This is a genomic window from Streptomyces sp. GL_148 (assembly GCF_057834205.1).
Map to the genome: position 1 here is coordinate 7,757,048 of NZ_CM174396.1, position 19,544 is coordinate 7,776,591.

Below are 19,544 nucleotides of genomic sequence, written 5' to 3' on the forward strand. Positions count from 1 at the left end.
TGGGCGACGACCGCGGCCGGTGCGGCCGCGTGGTGCATGACGGCGTGGCTGGCGGGGCCGGTGTGGGTGCCGAGCGCAGACCGACGGGTTCCCAGCCCACGACGATGGGGGCGGGGCGATGCGACAGTTCACGGGACTGCCCTCACACCTATGCCGAGTCGTCGATGGCATAGCCGAGGTGCTGAGTCACGCAGACCACGCCGTCCACGGTCCGGCAGAGCCGCTCGATCACCGGGATGAGGCTCTTGAACTGCACCGTTCCGTGCACCTCGACCTTCCCGTCGGTCACGTCCACGGTCACGGCGGCCGGGTCCAGATGCAGCGTGCGGTCGAGGACGTCCCCGGCGATCTCGTGGCGGACGGCGTCATCGTCCCGCAGGAAGATCCGCAGCAGATCCCGTCGGCTGACGATGCCCACCAGTGCGTCCGCCTCGTCGACGACGAGCAGCCGCTTGACTCCTTGGGCTTCCATCAGTCTGGCGGCCTCGGCCACGCTCCAGTCGGGGCCGGCGCACACCGCAGGGGCCGACATCAGCTCCTCGGCCCGCAGCCCTGCCGCCTTGTCCTCCTGCAAGGACTCCCGCTCCGGCAGCGACCGGAAGTAGTCGCCCTGGCCCTCGGATTTCGGCAGCAGATCAGCTTCCGAGATCACGCCGAGCGGCCGGCCGGCGGGGTCGATGACCGGAATCGCCGATACCCGGTGCTCGACGAGGGTCCGGACGATCTCCTTGAACGGGGTGTTCGCGGCGACGGTGACCACTTCGCGGGTCATCAGCTCGCGCAGTTCTCGATGTCTCACGGTCTTCTCCTACCTCTCGATGGCCTTCGGCTCGTCCACCGACATGTCGTAGTCCTCGTAGTTGAGCCGATTGATCACGTCGACGGCGCATTCGTCGCAGCAGTGCGGCATCGTCGCTCCCCCGACCGGCGTCGAGAGGCAGTGCAGGATCCGGCGCCAGATCGTCCACGGCGAAGCCGAGTGTCCGGTCGACGCCGACGACCCCGGAGACGGCCACGCCGCCCGGGGTCATCCGGAGCGTGCGCCCGAGTACTTCGCCGGTGATCTCGTCGCGTATCGCGTCGTCGCGGCGGAGCATGGGACGCAGCAGGTCAGAGCGGCTCACGATGGTCATGACGTCTGCGACGGCGCGGTGCGACATGCTCTGACTCCTCGGGTCCTGTGGGGCTGTGGTCCGCCTCCAGGTTTGCCGACGGGACGAAAGCGGAGGGAGGGGCCATGTGGTCCCTTGCCGGACCGACCAGCCCTTCCACGAGGCGTCACCACGGCTTGCCGCGGCGTCAGCCCCCGGGTCCCTCCGCAGTCCGCCCGACAGGGACCTTTGGTCCCGATCGGGTCCTGAGCGGCCCTCTTGGCGATGGGGCCGAAGTGCCAGCGTGAGAGTCGTCCCCGATTGGTTCTGGGCGAGGAGGAATCATGGAAGGCACCATCAGCCGTTCGGAGCTCGGCACCGTCACCGTCGGAGTCGACGGCTCCCAGCCGGCCCGAGGGGCAGCGCTGTGGGCGGCGGCCGAGGCCGTACGCCGTGGGTGCCCTTTGCACGTCGTGTACGCGGCCGACACCGACGGCAGGGCCCTGTACGTGTCGGCACAGACCCTCGAGCGTGTCCGCGGCGCCGGCAGCGAACTGCTCCAGGCCACGGCAGACGCCCTCGTCCAGCGGTATCCGGAAGTGCAGGTCACCACGGAACTCAGCCGCGGCGGCCCCGCCACGAGCCTGCACCGAGCCGCCGGCCGCAACGGCACGATCGTGGTCGGAAACCGCGGCCTCGGCGGGTTCAACTCCCTCATGCTCGGCTCCGTCGGCCTGAAGGTCGCGGCAGACGCCAAGACGCCCGTCATCGTGGTCAGGGGCGCCGACGACTGGGCGGAAACCGGTGTGGTGCTCGCCGCCGTCCGTGACGAGCACGACCTCGGAGTCGCCCGGATAGCGGCGCGCGAGGCCGAGATCCGCAAGGGATCGCTGCGGCTGCTGCACGTGTGGAACGTCCTGCAGTCCGTCGGCAGCGTCGTGAGCATGCTCGATGACATCGAGGAGATCGCGGGTGAGCGCTCCCAACGCCTGACCGCTGTGGCGGACCAGATCCGCGACGAGTTCCCGGACCTGACCGTCCGGGCCGACGCCGAGAAGAGCGTGTCCGTGGCCGGGGTGCTCGTAGAGGCGTCCCGCCACGCGGACCTGCTCGTCATGGGCGGCCGACGCGCGCCCGCCTACCTGGGCCCGACCCTGGGACGGGCCACACACAGCCTCGTGCACCACGCGCACTGCCCGGTCCAGCTCATCCCGCGCGACACCCGGACAGTCGGGGATGAGGATTGATGAGCAGCACCGAACGCCGCGACATCGTCTGCTGGTCGGACACCGACCGGGTCACTGTCTTCTTCCCGGGCCCCGGCGTCCACATCCGCCATCTTGGTGGGAAGGCCGCGCGGTTGAAGGCGGCATGACCCATCGGCCCGCGGCCTTCCGCAGCACGCGTGTGGAGGGCCGTGGGTGACTACTGGGCTGACGCCGCAAAAGAGGTGTCCACCTTCGGCAGCGTCTCGCTTTCGAGGGAAGGCTGGAGCCCACTGTCCGTCCGGGTTCCACTTGCCTGTCGTGTTTGGCCATCGTCCATGGTGCAACTCTGTCCGATCGGCGAGGAGGGCGTCGACGGCGGCCAAGCAACGGCCGGTTGAGTCCGGGATGCCAGATCCGGGCTCGACATACCAGCGGAACAGGGACAGGACGACCCGGCACTCGAACCGGTTGACGATTCTTTGGCCGCGGCTCTTCAGGCCCAGGGCCCCAACGGCGAGCGGGCCCTGGGCCTGTTGCGAGACACGCATCGGATCCTGGGCGACGGTTCCTTCGAGCAGCCAGGTGTACTCGCCGAGTCCGCGATCCGGGGCGCGGCGGAGTCCTTGTTGAAGTTGCCGGGTTCGGGCAAGGAGCCGGAGGGCTTGAGGTCGGCTGCGCAGAAGTTGCTGAAGGCGTTGGGCGCATACCGTCCGGAGTCGCGTGCGGAGGTGGCGGCAGCGGGATTGGACCGAGTCCGTGTGGCGGCGGCGCTGATGCGTTCTGAGATCGACCGCGGGGGTGGCTATCACCGCAGGCGGGCGGTGGGGGTCGCCGCGCGGCTGTCGGGCCAGTCCCTGGGGGTGGCTCAGGAGAATGCTCTGGAGCCCTGGGGTGAGGTCGCCGCGGAGGCCCGTACGCCCGTGATCGTCGTGCGGGGGAGCGAGGACGAGGTCAACCACGGGGTCGTCCTGGCCGCCGTACGGGACGAGCACGACCTCGACTGTGTCCGCCACGCAGCCCGTGCGGCGGAGCTGCGCAAGGCCACGTTGCGGCTGCTGCACGTGCGGAACCTGCTCGAGGCCGTCGGCACGGTGGGGAGACCGCTCGACAAGTCCGACGAGGTGCCCGACAGCCATGAGCAGAGCCTGACGGCCGTCGCCGAGCAGATCAGGGACGAGTACCCCTCGCTGATCGTCCAGACGGACGCTCTGAAGGGCGTGTCGGTCGCAGGCGTCCTGGTGGAGGCATCGCGCCACGCGGACCTGCTGGTCATGGGCGGGCGCCGGTCGCCCGGCTACATCGGCCGCACCCTGGGGCGTGCGACCCACAGCCTCGTGCACCACGCGTACTGCCCCGTCGAACTCATCCCGCGCCACGGCGACGAACACAGGAACGAGGCGTCATGACCACCACCGAAGGCCGCGAGATCCTCGTCGGAATCGACCCCGGAAGGAATTGGTACCCGTCCCTCGCCCAGGCGGCCGACGAGGCCGGGCGGCGCGGTCTGGGGCTCCGGATCGTCGTGGCCGTGCCCTCGCGGCAGGAGGCACCCCACACGGACGGGGCTCCAGGCGGGACCGTCACGCGCCAGGTGGAAGGGAAAACCGGTCCGGAGTCTGCCCACTCGGCCCGTGACGACGCGCACGTCCCCGGGCAGCCGCCCTACCTGGTCGTCGGCATCGACGGCAGCGAGTCCTCGAAGGCGGCGCTGGCGTTCGCGTTGGAGGAGGCCGACGCGCGAGGAGCCCGGCTGCGGGCCCTCTCGATCCGGCAGCCGCCGGCCGTCGTGACCCAGGGCGAGGAAACCGCCCTCCAGGAGCAGCGGCGGATGCTGTTCGAGACGACGGCCGAGTGGTCGCAGAAGTACCCGGAGGTCGTGCTGACCCACGAACTCCCGGTCGGACAGCCGGTGGAGGAACTCGCCAAGGCCTCCGAACACGCCCTCGCGCTCGTCGTCGGCCGCCGTGCCACCGGAGAGCACGCGGACCTGCGGCTCGGCTCCGTGGCCGATGGTCTGCTGCACCGGGCGCACTGCCCGGTGATCGTCGTTCCGGAAGTGTGAGCCTGCGGGACGGCGATTGGTCCGAAGGCGTCCGGCGACACCGTCGGCCGCTACCCCCGCGGCTTGTTTCGTGGCCCCCGGTGTCCCTCGCTGGGGGCCACTTCGGGTTGCGGCCCGCGGGCGGATTGCCGTCTGTGCCTCGCGACGCCGTGGTCTGGACGCGTCGTCCGGGGAGCCGGGCATCCCTGCCAAGGGCGGAACGGGCAGGGCCCGACCGCCTGCCGCCGAGCCCCGCCCCGCAGACAATCGGGGAGCGTGCCGGCCGCGGCCATGGCGAAGGGCGCCCGTTGGCTCGTCTGTGACGACGAACCCGGACGCCCTTCGGGGAACGGATGTCGGCAGTCCGGTCCGGTGCCACCGGTCCGGTGCGGCACTGCCTCAGGGGTGCGGTACGACCGCGACCGGGGTGGCGGAGTGGTGGAGCACGGCGTGGGCGACCGGGCCGAGGTGCGTGCCGATCGCCGAGCGGCGGATCCGTCGGCCGACGACCATCAGCGAGGCGTTCGCCGAGGCCTCGACGAGGTGGGCGGCGGCCGGGCCTACCGATGATTCCTCCTCGACCTGGACGTCGGGGTATTTGCCCCGCCAGGGTCGCAGGGCGTCCCCGAGCGCGGTGGCCGTGTCGGCCGCCATGCCGTCCCGTACCTCGGGGGCGATCAGCGCCCGGTCGAAGTTGTAGGCGGGCGGCATGCTCCAGCCGTGGACCACGCGCAGTGGGGCCCTTCGCGCGGCTGCTGCGGCGAAGGCGTAATCGAGGAGCTCGTCGCACGGGCGCGAGAGGTCCAGCCCGAGAACGACCGGCCGGTAGGCGCCTTCCTGTGGCCCGCTGCCGTCGGGTGCCGACAGGTAGGCGCTCTCCATCCAGGAGCCCGTCCGTACGACGACCACCGGGCGTTCGGCGTGGGCGAGCACCGCCTGGGACACGGATCCGACGAGGAATCCCGTCATCGCCCCCAGCCCGCGGGAGCCGAGGACCAGTACCTCGGCCTCCTGCGCGGCGTCGGCCAGGACGGTCAGGGGCTGCCCGTCCACCTGCTCCGTGGTGATGTCCAGGCCGGAGTGACGCTCGGTCAGCTGCTCGAAGGCGTCCCGGGGGATGCGCTCGCCCCAGTACTCGGTCGAGGCCGAGGCCGGGGCGGAAGCCCCGGCGAGTGACGCGTACCCGTAGGGCGGCGTCCAATACTCCACGGCGTGCAGCAGCTTGAGCGGGAGGCGGCGGAGCCGGGCCTCGCGCGCCGCCCACTCGGCGGCGGCCAGCGATGCGGGTGATCCGTCCAAGCCCACGACGACGGTACGTGACATGGTGTTCCTCCAGGAAAGTGTGTGAGAGAGCGACCGCTGTCGGCGGTGCGTGTCCCACCCTCCCGCTCCGTGCAGCGGAGGGAGGATGGTCCGGGCGGCCCTGGGCGGGAGGCCGAACGTCCCTCTGGTACGCGGTCCGGCTCCCCGGTTCACGCCGCAACCCGAAAGACCTCCGGACCCCCGCAGGCCGGGGCCCGTCCGGGCCGGGCTCAGCCGAGCGTCGCGCCCAGGACCAGGAATCCGCCGATCGCCAGGAGCAGGGTGCCCATCAAGGGGGCGGCGAGGCGGAGGTACTGGTCGTAGCGGATCTTGGCCAGGGCCAGGCCGCCCATGACGACGGCCGAGGTCGGGGTGATCAGGTTCACCCAGCCCGATGCCGACCGGTACGCCGTGACCACCAGGGACCGGCTGACGCCGGCGAAGTCGGCGAGCGGGGCCAGGATCGGCATGGCGAGGGCGGCGTGTCCGGACGAGGACGGAACGAGGAAGGCCAGTGGGACGGTGACCAGGAACATCAGCACCGCGAATGCCCCGTGGGAAGTACCCGACACGGTGCTGTGCAGGGCGTTCAGGATGGTGTCGGTGACGGCGGCGTTGTTCATGATCACGGTGACCCCGCGGGCCAGCATGACGATCACGGCCGCGCCGACGAAGTCCCCGGCCCCACGGGTGATCGCCTCGGCCGTGCCCTGCTCGCCCAGGCCACCGATCAGGCCCACCGCGACGGCAGCGACGATGAACAGGGCCGCCAGCTCCGGGAAGTACCAGCCGAGCGTCGGCAGGAAGGTGACGCCCAGGTCCGCCCACGGGACGACCGCGAAGATCATGAAGAGGAACGTCGCGGCGAAGACGCCGAGGACGGCGCGGTGCCGACCGGTGAGGGTGGCCTCCTCTTCACCTTGTTCCGCGAGAGCGCGGTCCTCGTCGGTGGCCGGGGTCAGCGAGTGCGAGGGGTCGGCCAGGACGCGCTTGGCGTACCAGACCACGTACCAGGCCGCGATGGCCGTCAGGCACGCCCACATGGCAAGCCGCAGCAGGATGCCCTCACCCGTGCCGATGCCCGCGCTGTCGGAGGCGACGACGGTGGCGAAGGGGTTGACGGTGGAGGCCAGCGTCCCCACCCCGGCACCCACCATGATCACGGCGGCCGCCACCAACCGGTCGTAGCCGAGCGTCTCCTCCGGCGACGGGTCTACGACAACATCCGCCGCTTCCTGGTCTACGGCTTGGCCGGCGGCGCCGCCGAGATCCTCGTGATGCTGATCGGTCCCCTCTTGGGCCTCCCGCTGCCGCTCCGGGCCGGCCAGATCCTGTGGATCAACCTCCTGACCCACGGCCTCACCGGGGTGGCCATGGGAGCCGAACCGGCGGCTCCGGAGGCCATGCGCAGGCCCCCGAGGCCGCCCGGCCAGCACATCCTCGGTGCGGGCGCGTGGCAACGGCTCCTCGTGCTCGCCGGTGTCGTCACCGCAGCCTGCCTCATCGTCGGCACGGTCGCACAGGCCTGGGGCCTGCCCTGGCAGAGCGTTCTCTTCCTGTCCCTGCTCAGCGGCCGGCTCGGCGTCGCGCTGGGTCTGCGTACCCGGCTGATCGTCCGGCAGAACCTCTTCCTGCCGCTGTCCGTGCTGGCCTCCGCCCTGCTCGCGGCAGCGGCTCTCTACCTTTCGCCGCTGCAGTCCGTACTGGAGACCGAAGCCCTCGGGTGGTCGGCACTCGCCCTCGCGGCTGCCACGGGCGTCGGCGGGTTCCTGGCCGCCCGGACGACACGCCACGCGTTCGGAGGCCCTGATCACCCTGCGCGACGGCCACCCGGGCGGGGGCAGCGGCTCCGGGCTACCGTGAGAACTGAAACCCGGGGTGCATTTCGGGGCCGCCGCTGGAGGTACGCATGGGCGGGGACGACCGCGCCGGGGCCGGGCCGAAGGCTCCGCGCCTGAAGCTGGACGAACTGCTCGACGAGCTCCAGCTGCGCATCGACGAGGTGCGCGGTACCCGGGACCGGGTCAACGGGCTCCTCGAAGCCGTCATGTCCGTCGGGCGCGAGCTCGATCTCCCCCAGGTGCTCCAAGGCATCGTAGAAGCCGCTGTCATCCTGGTCGACGCCGAGTACGGTGCCCTCGGAGTCATCGGCGACGACCGCAAGCTGGCCCAGTTCCTCCCCGTCGGCATCAGCGACGACCTGCGCGCCCGGATCGGTGATCTGCCCTCCGGCCACGGCATCCTCGGCGAACTCATCCGCCACCCGGAACCCCTCCGTCTCGCCGAGCTGTCCGAGCACCCCGCCTCGTACGGCTTTCCGGCACACCACCCTCCCATGCACTCCTTCCTCGGCGTCCCCATCCGGGTCCGCGAGGAGGTGTTCGGCAACCTCTACATGACCGAGAAGCGGGGCGGGATCGACTTCGACGAAGAGGACGAGACGGTCCTGTCGACGCTCGCGGTGGCGGCCGGCATCGCCATCGAGAACGCCCGCCTCTTCGAAGAGGTCCGCCTCCGGGAGCGCTGGCTGGCCGCCAGCTCCGAATTCACCAGCGAGCTGCTGTCCGGTTCGCCCGAGAGCGAGGTACTCGAAGGGATGCTGGAGCGGGCCAGGGACATCACCGCGGCTGATATCGGGGTCTTCTATCTGGTCGGCCAGGGCGGCGAACTGAGCGGCTCGCTGGCTCTCGGGAACGGTGCCGAAGCACACCGCGGCGTCGTGCTGCCGAGCAGCGAAGGGACCCTGGCCGCTGCCGCCCTCGAAGAGGAGACCGGGCTGGTCACCGTCGCCGACGCCGAAACCGACGAACGGATCACCGTGCAGCCGGAACGGTGGGCGGGCTTCGGACCCGCCGTCGCCGTCACGGTCGGGACCAAGGAGAAGCTGAGCGGCGTGCTGATGCTGGCCAGGCGTCGGGGCCGCTCATCGTTCTCCGCCGCGGAGGTGGCCGCGTTGCCCGGCTTCGCCGGACAGGCCGCGCTGGCCCTTGAGCTCGCCGACCGGCGCAGGGACGCCGAGCAGATGAGCCTGCTGGAGGACCACGACCGCATCGCCCGCGACCTGCACGATCTGGCGATCCAGCGGCTCTTCGCGACCGGGATGACCCTGCAGAGCGCCCAGCGTTTCGTCGAGCACCCGGAGGCGTCGGAAAGGCTGGCCAGGGCGATCGACGACCTGGACGCCACCATCAAGATCATCCGATCGACGATCTTCGGGCTCCGAGAGCGCGAGGTGCCCGGAGCGCCCCCGAAGCTCCGGCTCCGCGCCGTCCGGGCCGTGGACGCGGCCGCGGCGGTGCTCGGCTTCGCGCCGGCCCTGCGGATGGAAGGCCTGATCGACACCGACGTGCCGTCGAAGGTCGCGGACGAGGTGCTCGCCGTGATCGGGGAGGCGCTCACCAACGTGGCCCGCCACGCGAGGGCGACCCGAGCAGAGGTTTCCCTCTCGGCCGCCGAAGGCGTACTCGCCGTGACGGTGGCGGACAACGGGATCGGCATCCCGGACGCCGGCCGGCGCAGCGGCCTGCGCAATCTCGCCGAGAGGGCCGAGCGGCTGGGTGGTGAACTCTCCGTGTCGGCGCGCGGGCAGGGCGGTCAGGGGACGAAGCTGGAATGGCGGATCCCGCTGTAGGGAGCCCTTCCCGAAGGGCTCCAGTCTGCGCGTACGCCAGTGTTCAGCGCTGATCCTTCTCGTGCTCCTGCACCTGGGCGGCGATGACGGCCGCCTGCACCCGGCGCTCCACGCCGAGCTTCCCGAGCAGCCGGGAGATGTGGTTCTTGACCGTCTTCTCGGACAGGTACAACCGCTTGGCGATCTGCGCGTTCGTGAGGCCCTCGCCGATCAGTTCGAGCACCGAGCGCTCCCGCTCGGAGAGGGCGGCCAGCCGCGCGTCCGAGGGGGCCTTCGCCGTCTCCGGGTCCCTCAGGGAGTGCATCAGGCGGGCGGTGGTCGCCGGGTCCAGCATGGACTGGCCCGTGGCGACCGTCCGTACCGCGGAGACGAGGTCGGAGCCCTTGATCTGTTTGAGGACGTAGCCCGCGGCCCCCGCCATGATCGCGTCGAGCAGCGCGTCCTCGTCGTCGAACGAGGTCAGCATGAGGCAGGCGAGCTCCGGCATGCGGGAGCGGAGTTCGCGGCAGACGGTGATCCCGTCTCCGTCGGGCAGGCGGATGTCGAGCACCGCGACGTCAGGGCGCAGAGCCGGCCCTCGGGCCAGTGCCTGCTCGGCGCTGGACGCCTCGCCGACGACCTCGATGCCGGGTTCCGCGTCCAGCAGGTCGTGCAGGCCGCGGCGAACGACCTCGTGGTCGTCCAGGAGGAAGACCTTGATGGGCGCCCCGGCCGGGACCGGGGGTGCTGGTGCGTCGGACATGTGCGCCCCTGTGGCAGATCCGCTCTACGTACCTCTCGTACGGATTGTCTCAGGGGCCGGGCCGAAGCACCTCGCGGCCCGCAAGCGGTCCGGAGCGTACGGGCGCCCGGCTCAGGCCGCGGCGCCTTCGGCGCCGTCCAGCTCCATCCGTACGTCGACGACGCCCTCGACGGCTCGGATCGCGCGGGCCGTCAGCGGCACCAGGGCGCGGTTGTGGAGGGAACCGCGCAGGGTGACGATGCCGTCCTGCACCGTGACCAGCAGGTGTACCGGCGGAGCGAGCTCGGCGAGGACGGCTTCGCGGATCTCCTCCTCGATCTCCTCGTCCGGGCGCAGGAACACCTTGAGCAGGTCGCTCCGGCTCACGACCCCCTCCAGCATGCCGAGCCTGTCCACGACGGGGAGGCGCTTCACGCGCTTGCGGGCCATGAGGCGGGCCGCCTCGGCGATCGTGGCGTCGGGGTGGACGGTCACGGCCGGGCTCGACATCAGCTCCTCGGCCAGCACGCCCCCAGCCTTGGCAGCTTCCTCCAGCTGTTCCGGAAGGCGCGGGTCATCCCGCCGGAACTCCTCCTTCGGCAGGAGATCGGCCTCGGAGACCACCCCGACGACGCGGCCCTCGCCTTCCAGCACGGGGACGGCACTGACCTTCCACTGGTGCATCAGCTCGACGATCTCCTTGTACGAGGCCTCGCGGCCGATGGCCACGGCCGTCTGGCTCATGACGTCGCTGACGGTGTACCGGGACACGGGCATGGTGGCTCCTCAGTGCTGGGGTGTGGCTGATCGGCAGGTCCGCTCAGATGCGGGCGCCGCTGCCGTGCGGACCGTAGAGGTCGAGCAGTCGGATCCGGGCGGAGTGCAGCCGGTGCGCGAGGACCTCTGCGACCCAATGGCCGACGGCGGACCCGAAAGCCGGGTCGGCGTCCATCAGACCGAGCACGGTGGCGGAGTCGAACTCGTACGCGCGTACCGGTGTCGTCGCTTCGGCGCCCAGCCGCCAGGTGCGGGGCCGGAGCATCCACGAGCAGCCGACGAGTTGGCCGGGACCGAGGCTCTCGATCACGGCGGCCTGCCGGCCCGGAACATGCAGGTCGAGCGCGACGACGCCGGTCCGTACGATCCAGAACCGGTCGGCCCTGCCGCCCTCGTTGAAGAGGCGGGTGCCGTCCGGGACGTTGACCTCCCGGGCGATGTCCAGCAGCCGCGTGCGGAATTCCGGCGGCAGTGCGGCGGCGATCCGGGTGGGGGACGGGGTGGTCATGGAGGCCTCCTTGTTCGAGTCCACTTCCAGTATCGGAAGCCCGGTGTCCGCGAGGTAGGGGCCGACCGGCCCCGCAAGCCGCTGCGACGGGACCAAAGGGCCCTGTCCCGACCCATGGGCGCTGATCAGTACGGCCAGGACCAGTCGGCGATCTCCGGCAGGTCGGTGCCGTGCTCGCGGATCCAGCCGTGGTGGCGGATGCGCTGGTCGGCCATGGTCTGGCGCAGCGCCTCGGCCTGGCCGGCGAGGCCCGGGACGCGGTCGATGACGTCCATGACGAGCCGGTACCGGTCCATGTCGTTGCGCACGACCATGTCGAAGGGGGTCGTCGTCGTACCGGATTCCTTGTACCCGCGCACGTGCAGGTTCGGGTGTCCGGTGCGGCGGTAGGCGAGCCGGTGGATCAGCCACGGATAGCCGTGGTACGCGAAGATCACCGGCCGGTGGGTGGTGAAGAGGGCGTCGTACTCGGTGTCGGTCATGCCGTGCGGGTGTTCCTCGTGCGGCATGAGCCGGGCGATGTCGACGACGTTGACGACCCGGACGGCCAGCGACGGGAGGTGCTCGCGGAGCAGGGCCGCGGCGGCCAGCACCTCCATGGTGGGCACGTCTCCGGCGCAGGCGAGCACGACGTCCGGTTCGCGGGTACCGTCGTCGGTCCCCGCCCACTCCCACACGCCGGCGCCGCGCGTCACGTGCGTGCGGGCCTCGTCGATGGGCAGCCAGTCGAAGGAGGGCTGCTTGCCGGCGACGATCACGTTGACCTGGTCGCGGCTGCGCAGCGCGTGATTGGCCACGACGAGGAGGGTGTTGGCGTCCGGCGGCAGGTAGACCCGTACGACCTCGGGGCTCTTGTTGAGGACGTGGTCGACGAAGCCGGGGTCCTGGTGGGAGAAGCCGTTGTTGTCCTGGCGCCAGACGTGCGAGGTGAGCAGGTAGTTGAGGGAGGCGATCGGGGCCCGCCAGGACAGCTCGCGCGAGGTCTTCAGCCACTTGATGTGCTGGCCGACCATGGAGTCGACGATGTGGGCGAATGCCTCGTACGTGGAGAAGAGGCCGTGGCGGCCGGTGAGGAGGTAGCCCTCCAGCCAGCCCTGGCAGACGTGTTCGGACAGGATCTCCATGACCCGGCCGTCCCGCGACAGGTTCCGGTCCGTGGGCTCCGTGATGGCCTGCCAGGCCTTGCCCGTGGCGTCGTACAGGTCGTCCAGCCGGTTGGAGGCTGTCTCGTCCGGTCCGACGACCCTGAAGTCCCGGCGCTCGGCGGTGTCGTGCATGATCCGGGTGAGGAAGCGCCCCAGGACGCGGGTCGGTTCGTGGAGGGTGGCTCCCGGCTTGTCGACCGGGACGGCGTACGCGTCGAGCGGCGGCATCGGCAGCGGCCGCAGCAGCCGGCCGCCGTTCGCGTACGGGACGGCACCCAGGCGCCGATCCCTCTCGGGGACGCATGCGAGGACCCGCGGGGTGGGGCATCCGTCGGCGTCGAAGAGTTCCTCCGGCCGGTACGAGCGGAGCCATTCCTCCAATTGCCTCAGGTGTGCCCGGTTCTCGCGTACCCCGGCCAGGGGGACCTGATGGGCCCGCCAGGTGCCCTCGACCGGGTCGCCGTCGACGGTCGCCGGTCCGGTCCACCCCTTGGGGGTACGCAGGACGATCATCGGCCAGCGCGCGCAGTCCCGGTCAGGGTCGGTGGCACCGGACCGGGCCTCCCCCTGGATGGCGGCGATGCGGTCCAGGGCGTGGTCCATCGCGCGAGCCATGGCGTGGTGGACGAGAACGGGGTCGCTGCCCGTGACGTAGAGGGGCTCGTGGCCGTAGCCGCGCAGCAGCGCGTCGAGCTCTGCCTCGGGGATCCGGGACAGCACCGTCGGGTTGGCGATCTTGTAGCCGTTCAGGTGAAGGATCGGCAGGACGGCGCCGTCGTGGACCGGGTCCAGGAACTTGTTCGCGTGCCAGGACGCGGCCAGCGGGCCCGTCTCCGCCTCGCCGTCGCCGATCACGCAGGCGACCAGCAGGCCCGCGTGGTCGAAGGCGGCTCCGTAGGCGTGGGACAGGGCGTACCCGAGCTCGCCGCCTTCGTGGATGGAGCCGGGCGTCTCCGGTGCCACATGGCTCGGCACGCCGCCCGGGAACGAGAACTGCCGGAACAGCGCGGCCATGCCCGTCGTGTCCCGCGTGATGCCGGGGTAGGTCTCGGTGTAGGTGCCATCCAGCCAGGAGTTGGCGAGGACCGCGGGTCCGCCGTGGCCCGGACCCCAGACGCACAGGGCATCGAGGGACCGGTCCTTGACGACGCGGTTCAAGTGGGTGTGCACGAGGTTGAGGCCGGGGGAGGTGCCCCAGTGCCCGAGGAGCCGGGGCTTGATGTGCTCCGGGCGCAGGGGCTCGGTCAGGAGCGGGTTGGCCATGAGGTAGATCTGGCCGACTGCCAGGTAGTTGGCGGCGCGCCAGTGGGCGTCGAGCTCCGAGATGGGGTAAGCGGTCATGTCCGCTCCTCCGTGCGGCGGTCCGGAACGTTCGTCGACTGAGCCGATGCCGACACTCTGCACTCGCCCCGTCCCCGTCACGAGGGGAGGACCGGCCCTCGGTGAGGGACTGTCGGCCCCTGTGGGGCAAGTCCCGTCGCGGCGAGGGTGGGTTCAGCGGCGCCGGCACCCCCGGCCGGTGCCGCTTCCCCCGCCGGCCGATCCCGATGCCCCGGCATCAGTACGGAGGACAGACCCGTGAAGCGCACCCTCGTCGTCGGAGTGGACGGATCCCCGCAAAGCCGGGCCGCGGCCGACTGGGCCGCTCGCGAAGCCGTACGGCGCGACCTGCCCTTGCACATGGTCCACGCCTGGCTCTGGCAGCCGCTGGCACAGCCGATCGCCCAGCACCGCGACACCGAAGCCCGGCGCGCCGATGACACCTTGAGGGAAGCCGAGGCAGAACTCACCCACCGGTACCCGGGACTTGCCCTCACCGTCGAGTTGCTCTCCGACGTGCCGGTGCCGGCGTTGCTGCACGCGGCCAAGGGCGCCGAAATGCTGGTTGTCGGCACCCGTGGGCACAGCGCCCTGGTGGGATTCCTGCTGGGCTCCTACGGCCAGCAGGTGATCGCCGCGGCAGAGTGCCCCGTGGTCTCGGTGCGCTCGGCATACGACAGGCCGGTGGCCCTGCCCGAGCTGGGCGAGGTCGTCGTCGGCCAGCAGGGTGGCGTGGAGGAGTCCGCCGAGGTGCTGCGCATCGCCTTCGAGGCGGCCGCCGCACGCAAGGCCCCGCTCCGCGCCGTACGCGCCTGGAGCCTGCCCCCGGTCTACGGCTACAGCCCCGGATCGATGTGGATCGCCGACCAGTTCGGCGGTCTGGAGCCCTACGAGAAGGCCGCGCTGGACCAGGCCCTGGAGCCCTGGCGGCAGAAGTACCCCGACGTGGACGTGAGGGAGCACGTGGAGCAGGGCAGCGCGGGCCACGTGCTGCTGACGGCATCCTCGGACGCGCAACTCATCGTCGTCGGTCGCAGGGTCCGCGAATCCTCCGTGGGGGCACGCGTCGGATCCGTGGCGCATGCCGTCCTGCACCACTCCGCCTGCCCCGTCGCCGTGGTGCCGCACCACTGAGCCGACGGGCGAACGTGGGGGGCCGGGCGCGCCGTACGGCGCGCCCGGCCCCCCACTGACGACTATTTGGCCGTCGGGACCGGGTGCTGGCTGGGCGGGATCAAGGTGTGGCTGGCGATCACCGCCGCCTGGACGCGACGCTCCACACCGAGCTTGGTGAACAGCCGCGAGATGATGTTCTTCACCGTCTTCTCCGCGAGGTACATCCGTTTGCCGATCTCGCGGTTGGTGAGTCCTTCACTGACCATGACCAGGATCTCCTTCTCCCGGTCGGTGAAGCCGGGGAGGCCCGGGACCTGCTCCTCCTTGGGGACATCACCGCGCATCCGGGCCATCAGGCGAGTCGTGGCGCCCGGGTCCAGCATGGACTGGCCGGCCGCGACGGTACGTACGGCCGTGACCAGGTCGGTGCCGGTGATCTGCTTCAGCACGTATCCGGAGGCACCCGCCATCACGGCGTCCAACAGGGCGTCCTCGTCGTCGAACGACGTGAGCATCAGGCAGGCGAGTTGGGGCATCCGCGAGCGCAGCTCACGGCAGACGCTCACCCCGTCACCGTCCTGGAGCCGGACGTCCAGCACAGCCACTTGGGGACGCAGAGCGGGAATCCGGACGAGCGCCTGTTCCGCCGTGCCTGCCTCGCCGACCACGGTCAGGTCGGGCTCGGCATCCAGCAGGTCGTGCACTCCGCGGCGAACGACTTCGTGATCGTCGAGGAGGAAGACCGTGATCGGCGTCTTCGTGGGGGTGAGGGCACCGCTGTCGGTCATGGGACAACTCCTTCGCCGGGTTCGTCCTGTGCGCACGAACTCCAGCATCCTGCCTCCCGGAGGGGCCGAACGGACAGGGCCGATCGGCCCTCTTTGAGCAGGCGCTCCGTACGACGGGCGCCGGGCGGGCCCACTCGGAAAGGGACCTTCGGCCCTGCCGAGGGGCCGGCCGGACCTTCCCCGGTGTACTCGGCTCGCATGAACTGGTTCCGCACGGGGAATGGCGCGGCTCGCCTGAGCCGCATACAGCGCGGAGGGTTCCATGACGACCGCCTTGATCGACCTGAAGGCCGTGGCCCACGACGACCGGGGCGCGCGGGTTGCCCTCGCCGGAGAGCTCGACTTCCACACGGCGGGACGGGTGGAGCCTCGCCTGCGTGACCTCGCCGGGTCGGGCCACCGGCTCGTGGTCCTGAATCTGTCCGGGATCTCCTTCTGCGACAGCTCGGGCATCGAACTCTTCCTCCGGCTCGACCGGTTCTGCCGAGCAGGGGGCGCACGGCTCGTCCTCTGCGACGTGCCGCACCTCCTGGTCAAGTCCATGAGGGTGCTGGGAGTCGACCGGAGGCTCCAGCTCGTGGCGACGTAGGCGCGGCCGTATCCGAAACCGGTGCGCGGTTGGGGACCATCCGGCCCTGGCTGTCCTGTTGACCGTGAGGGAGGCTGGTGTCCCGGAAGCGGCGCAAACCGATGGACGAGACGAAGGTGCGCATCATGGACCAGAACGGCACCCTGCAGGCCGACGGTCAAGTGCGCAACGGGACCACTGTCCGACGCATGCGGGAGCTGGACAGGGACGAGGCCCTGCGGCTGGTGGCGACGGTGTCCCTGGGGCGCATCGTCTTCACACAGCACGCATTGCCTGCCGTCCGTCCGGTCAACCACCTCGTCGAGGGCGGGGAGATCATCGTACGGATCCACGACGACGGTGCGCTCGCCTCTCTGGTGGCGCCCGCCGATGTCCCCGGTGTGGTGGTCGCCTACGAAGCGGATGCGATCGACCCCGACACTCATCTCGGGTGGAGCGTGGTCGTCACCGGTTACGCGAGCCTGGTAGCCGATGCCGACGAGGTCGACCGCTATGCGCTACTCCTCCGTCCGTGGGTGGCGCACCCCATGGCCGGCGCTCTGCGGATCCGCCCCGATCTCGTCACCGGATTCAGGCTGGAGGCGGACAGGACGCCCCCCGCGTCGGCAGCCCGGGGCCCGTCGTGACCGTGGCGTCAGCTCCCGGTGGGCAGTGGCGCCCTCCAGACGAGCCTGCTGCCTCCGTCGTCGGGGGTGTCGACGGAGAAGGTTCCGCCCAGGCCCTCGGCCCGTTCGGCGAGGTTGAGCAGGCCGCTCCTGCGCCCCTGCGCCGGAATCCCCCTGCCGTTGTCCGAGACGGTCAGCATGATCTCCCCCGGGGCGGCCTTGAGGGTCACCCCTACGCGGGTGGCCTGCGCGTGGCGGGCCGCATTGCTCAGGAGCTCGCCGAGCACCGCCATGACGTGGTCGGCGATCTGCGGCGGCACGTCCGTGTCGAGAAGGCCTTCCATGCTCAGCCGCGGCGGATGGCCGAGGGCGGCGGCCGCGTCGCCGACAGCGCGAGCGGCGCGGGCCCGCAGCCCGGGGCCGCTCTCGCGGTCCTTCGTACGCAGCCCGAAGATCGTCGATCGGATGATCTTGATGGTCTCGTCGAGATCGTCGACCGCACGGCCGACCCGCTCCGCAGCCCCCTCGTGCTCGACGAGGCGAGCGGCACTCTGCAGGGTCATGCCGGTGGCGAACAGCCGCTGGATGGCGAGATCGTGCAGGTCGCGGGCGATCCGGTCACGCTCCTCCAGCAGGGCGATCTGCTCGGCGTCCCGCCGCCGCTCCGCCAGCTCCAGGGCCAGCGCCGCCTGCCCGGCGAAGGCGACGAGCGGCTCCAGTTCCCCTTCGCCGAAAGCCGGATCGCCCACCGGGCGCGCGAGCAGCAGGACGCCCCGGCTCGCTCCGGCGGTGGTTCCCAGCGGCACCGCCACAGCAGGGCCCAGCCCTCCCTGTACTTGGACATCGGCGGTAAAGCGGTCATCGTCGGAGGCGTGCACGGACGCGACGGGCCGGCCGGTCTGGTGCGCGGCTCCCGAGAGCGTTCCGGTGAAGGGGACGACGAGTCCCTGACGTGCTTCGCTGTCGGCGCCGACCGCGAACTCGACGACCAGGCCCTCGGCTCCGGCCACCGGCATGGAGATGTCCGCGAGCCGCGCTGCGGTGATCTCCTGTGCGCGCCGGGCGATGAGCTCCAGGACCGCCGGGCGCGAACTGCCGGACAGCAGGCTGCCGGTGATCTCCGCATTCGCCCTGAGCCACCGCTGCTGGCGCTGGGAGCCCTCGTACAGTCGCGCGTTGTCGATCGCCACGCCCGCCGCCACGGAGAGGGTGGAGATCACCGTCTCGTCCTCGGTGTCGAAGTCGATCCCGCCGCGCTTGTCCGTGAGGTACAGGTTGCCGAAGACCTCGTCGCGGATCCGGATCGGGACCCCGAGGAAGGTCCGCATGGGCGGGTGGTGCGCCGGAAAGCCGTAGGAAGAGGAGTGAGCGCCGAGATGGGTGAGGCGCAAGGGCTCGGGGTGGTTGATGACTTCCCCGAGCAAGCCGTGGCCGGCAGGCAAGGGCCCGATCTCGGCGATTTCCTTGTCGGTAAGTCCGACTGTAAGGAACTGCGAGAGGGTCCGTCCGTCGGGGCCGATGACACCCAGCGCTCCGTAATCGGCGTCGACGAGCAGCGCGGCCGCCTCCACGATCCGCCGGAGCACGTGGGCGAGATCCAGCTCCCGCCCGACCGACACGACGGCCTCCAGCAGGCTGTGCACCCGGTCGCGCGTGCCGCGGACCTGGTCGATGCGCACCTGGAGCTCGTCGAGCAGCTCGTCCAGCCGCATCCGCGGCACCTGAGTCAACGGATCCCCCACACTCACGCGCTTCTCCTCCGGCTTGCTGCCCCCGTCCGGTGTCAGAGTATCGACACGGGACGGACCGGAAGGGACATCGTTGCGCACCGATGCCGGCGGTGACTGACTTGACCGGAGCACCGGCCGACCAGAAGAGGGGACACCGGATGGGTCTGAAGAAGGCGGCGTACGAGAGCGAGCTGCTGCGGCTCCAGACGGAATTGGTCAAGCTTCAGGAGTGGGCTCGGGCGGAGGGCGCCCGCCTCGTGGTCGTCTTCGAGGGACGTGACGCGGCGGGCAAGGGAGGCACGATCAAGCGCGTCGCCGAACACCTCAACCCCCGCGTGGCGCGGATCGCGGCCCTGCCCACGCCGACGGAGCGGGAGCGCACGCAGTGGTACTTCCAGCGGTACCTCGAGCACCTGCCCGCAGCCGGTGAGATCGTCCTGTTCGACCGCAGCTGGTACAACCGCGCCGGCGTGGAACACGTCATGGGCTTCTGCACGCCGACGGAGCACCAGCGCTTCCTGCGCCAGTGTCCGGTCTTCGAGCGCATGCTGATCGAGGACGGGATCCTGCTCCGCAAGTACTGGTTCTCCGTGAGCGACGCGGTCCAGGAGGAGCGTTTCCGCCGCCGGGCCCAGGACCCGCTGCGGCGCTGGAAGCTCTCTCCGATGGATCTGGAATCCCTCACCCGCTGGGAGGCGTATTCGCGGGCCAAGGACGAGATGTTCGTCCATACGGACACCGCCGATTCCCCGTGGTACGTCGTCGAGAGCGACGACAAGCGCAGCGCCAGGCTGAACATGATCGCCCACCTGCTGTCCTCGGTCCCTTACGCGGACGTGGCCCTGCCCTCGCTGACCCTGCCGCCCCGTCCCGCTTCCACGGGCTACGAGCGCCCGTCCAAGGAGCTGCAGACCGCCGTACCCGACCATGCGGCGACCCTCAAGAACGGCTGAAGTGCGGAGGGTGGCGGGC

General features: G+C 70.8%; 19 protein-coding genes. 10 read left to right on the plus strand and 9 right to left on the minus strand.

Going from position 1 to position 19,544, the window contains the following annotated elements; all coding sequences use genetic code 11:
* Positions 1 to 148 precede the first annotated feature (148 nt).
* On the minus strand, positions 149 to 799 hold the full coding sequence (locus AC3IYI_RS35070; protein WP_489407461.1) for a CBS domain-containing protein: 651 nt from the start codon (positions 797 to 799) through the stop codon (positions 149 to 151).
* Positions 800 to 1,435: 636 nt separating this feature from the next.
* On the opposite strand from AC3IYI_RS35070, the gene AC3IYI_RS35075 reads away from it, so the two are divergent.
* The 4 genes from AC3IYI_RS35075 to AC3IYI_RS35090 all read left to right on the plus strand — a co-directional run bounded on the left by AC3IYI_RS35075 (position 1,436) and on the right by AC3IYI_RS35090 (position 4,361).
* Positions 1,436 to 2,338 carry a universal stress protein gene (locus AC3IYI_RS35075; protein WP_489407462.1) on the plus strand — a complete coding sequence of 301 codons (903 nt, stop codon included), beginning with the start codon at positions 1,436 to 1,438 and terminating at the stop codon, positions 2,336 to 2,338.
* A complete protein-coding gene (locus AC3IYI_RS35080; protein ID WP_489407463.1) occupies positions 2,338 to 2,466 on the plus strand; it encodes a hypothetical protein in 129 nt (42 codons plus the stop codon). Before AC3IYI_RS35075 ends, AC3IYI_RS35080 begins: the two co-directional genes overlap by 1 nt.
* A 606-nt stretch (positions 2,467 to 3,072) precedes the next feature.
* On the plus strand, positions 3,073 to 3,705 hold the full coding sequence (locus AC3IYI_RS35085; protein WP_489407464.1) for a universal stress protein: 633 nt from the start codon (positions 3,073 to 3,075) through the stop codon (positions 3,703 to 3,705).
* The gene (locus AC3IYI_RS35090) at positions 3,702 to 4,361 is read left to right on the plus strand and encodes a universal stress protein (RefSeq protein WP_489407465.1); all 660 of its coding nucleotides are present in this window, start codon (positions 3,702 to 3,704) and stop codon (positions 4,359 to 4,361) included. The genes AC3IYI_RS35085 and AC3IYI_RS35090 overlap by 4 nt, the downstream gene beginning before the upstream one ends.
* Before the next feature lie 378 nt (positions 4,362 to 4,739).
* Here AC3IYI_RS35090 and AC3IYI_RS35095 read toward each other — a convergent pair whose 3' ends face one another.
* Together AC3IYI_RS35095 and AC3IYI_RS35100 are read right to left on the minus strand one after the other, a co-directional pair.
* Positions 4,740 to 5,663: a universal stress protein gene (locus AC3IYI_RS35095; protein WP_489407466.1), complete on the minus strand. Its 924-nt coding sequence runs from the start codon at positions 5,661 to 5,663 to the stop codon at positions 4,740 to 4,742.
* 209 nt (positions 5,664 to 5,872) lie between these two features.
* Positions 5,873 to 6,817 carry a Na+/H+ antiporter NhaC family protein gene (locus AC3IYI_RS35100; RefSeq protein WP_489407467.1) on the minus strand — a complete coding sequence of 315 codons (945 nt, stop codon included), beginning with the start codon at positions 6,815 to 6,817 and terminating at the stop codon, positions 5,873 to 5,875.
* Positions 6,818 to 6,889: 72 nt separating this feature from the next.
* Between AC3IYI_RS35100 and AC3IYI_RS35105 the strand changes: the two genes are divergently transcribed.
* Together AC3IYI_RS35105 and AC3IYI_RS35110 are read left to right on the plus strand one after the other, a co-directional pair.
* Positions 6,890 to 7,600 (plus strand): cation transporting ATPase C-terminal domain-containing protein, encoded by a 711-nt coding sequence (locus tag AC3IYI_RS35105; RefSeq protein WP_489407468.1) that lies wholly within the window; start codon positions 6,890 to 6,892, stop codon positions 7,598 to 7,600.
* A complete protein-coding gene (locus AC3IYI_RS35110; protein ID WP_489407469.1) occupies positions 7,552 to 9,273 on the plus strand; it encodes a sensor histidine kinase in 1,722 nt (573 codons plus the stop codon). Before AC3IYI_RS35105 ends, AC3IYI_RS35110 begins: the two co-directional genes overlap by 49 nt.
* 43 nt (positions 9,274 to 9,316) lie before the next feature.
* Here the strand turns inward: AC3IYI_RS35110 and AC3IYI_RS35115 are convergent, their stop codons facing one another.
* The 4 genes from AC3IYI_RS35115 to AC3IYI_RS35130 form a co-directional block, all read right to left on the minus strand.
* Positions 9,317 to 10,015, minus strand: a complete 699-nt coding sequence (locus AC3IYI_RS35115) for a response regulator (protein ID WP_489407470.1) — start codon at positions 10,013 to 10,015, stop codon at positions 9,317 to 9,319.
* Positions 10,016 to 10,126: 111 nt separating this feature from the next.
* Positions 10,127 to 10,771 (minus strand): CBS domain-containing protein, encoded by a 645-nt coding sequence (locus AC3IYI_RS35120; RefSeq protein WP_489407471.1) that lies wholly within the window; start codon positions 10,769 to 10,771, stop codon positions 10,127 to 10,129.
* A 43-nt stretch (positions 10,772 to 10,814) separates the two neighbouring features.
* Positions 10,815 to 11,279, minus strand: a complete 465-nt coding sequence (locus AC3IYI_RS35125; RefSeq protein WP_489407472.1) for a Crp/Fnr family transcriptional regulator — start codon at positions 11,277 to 11,279, stop codon at positions 10,815 to 10,817.
* A 125-nt stretch (positions 11,280 to 11,404) separates the two neighbouring features.
* Positions 11,405 to 13,765 carry a phosphoketolase family protein gene (locus AC3IYI_RS35130; protein WP_489407473.1) on the minus strand — a complete coding sequence of 787 codons (2,361 nt, stop codon included), beginning with the start codon at positions 13,763 to 13,765 and terminating at the stop codon, positions 11,405 to 11,407.
* Positions 13,766 to 14,002: 237 nt separating this feature from the next.
* On the opposite strand from AC3IYI_RS35130, the gene AC3IYI_RS35135 reads away from it, so the two are divergent.
* Positions 14,003 to 14,878, plus strand: coding sequence for a universal stress protein (locus AC3IYI_RS35135; protein WP_489407474.1), 876 nt, complete (start codon positions 14,003 to 14,005; stop codon positions 14,876 to 14,878).
* Positions 14,879 to 14,940: 62 nt separating this feature from the next.
* Here the strand turns inward: AC3IYI_RS35135 and AC3IYI_RS35140 are convergent, their stop codons facing one another.
* Positions 14,941 to 15,648 (minus strand): response regulator, encoded by a 708-nt coding sequence (locus AC3IYI_RS35140; protein ID WP_489407475.1) that lies wholly within the window; start codon positions 15,646 to 15,648, stop codon positions 14,941 to 14,943.
* 262 nt (positions 15,649 to 15,910) lie between these two features.
* Between AC3IYI_RS35140 and AC3IYI_RS35145 the strand changes: the two genes are divergently transcribed.
* Positions 15,911 to 16,237, plus strand: a complete 327-nt coding sequence (locus AC3IYI_RS35145; protein ID WP_489407476.1) for an STAS domain-containing protein — start codon at positions 15,911 to 15,913, stop codon at positions 16,235 to 16,237.
* 125 nt (positions 16,238 to 16,362) lie between these two features.
* Positions 16,363 to 16,863, plus strand: a complete 501-nt coding sequence (locus AC3IYI_RS35150; RefSeq protein WP_489411787.1) for a pyridoxamine 5'-phosphate oxidase family protein — start codon at positions 16,363 to 16,365, stop codon at positions 16,861 to 16,863.
* 8 nt (positions 16,864 to 16,871) lie between these two features.
* Here AC3IYI_RS35150 and AC3IYI_RS35155 read toward each other — a convergent pair whose 3' ends face one another.
* Positions 16,872 to 18,554 carry a sensor histidine kinase gene (locus AC3IYI_RS35155; protein ID WP_489411788.1) on the minus strand — a complete coding sequence of 561 codons (1,683 nt, stop codon included), beginning with the start codon at positions 18,552 to 18,554 and terminating at the stop codon, positions 16,872 to 16,874.
* Positions 18,555 to 18,730: 176 nt separating this feature from the next.
* On the opposite strand from AC3IYI_RS35155, the gene ppk2 reads away from it, so the two are divergent.
* On the plus strand, positions 18,731 to 19,525 hold the full coding sequence (gene ppk2 / locus AC3IYI_RS35160; RefSeq protein ID WP_489407477.1) for a polyphosphate kinase 2: 795 nt from the start codon (positions 18,731 to 18,733) through the stop codon (positions 19,523 to 19,525).
* Positions 19,526 to 19,544 lie beyond the last annotated feature (19 nt).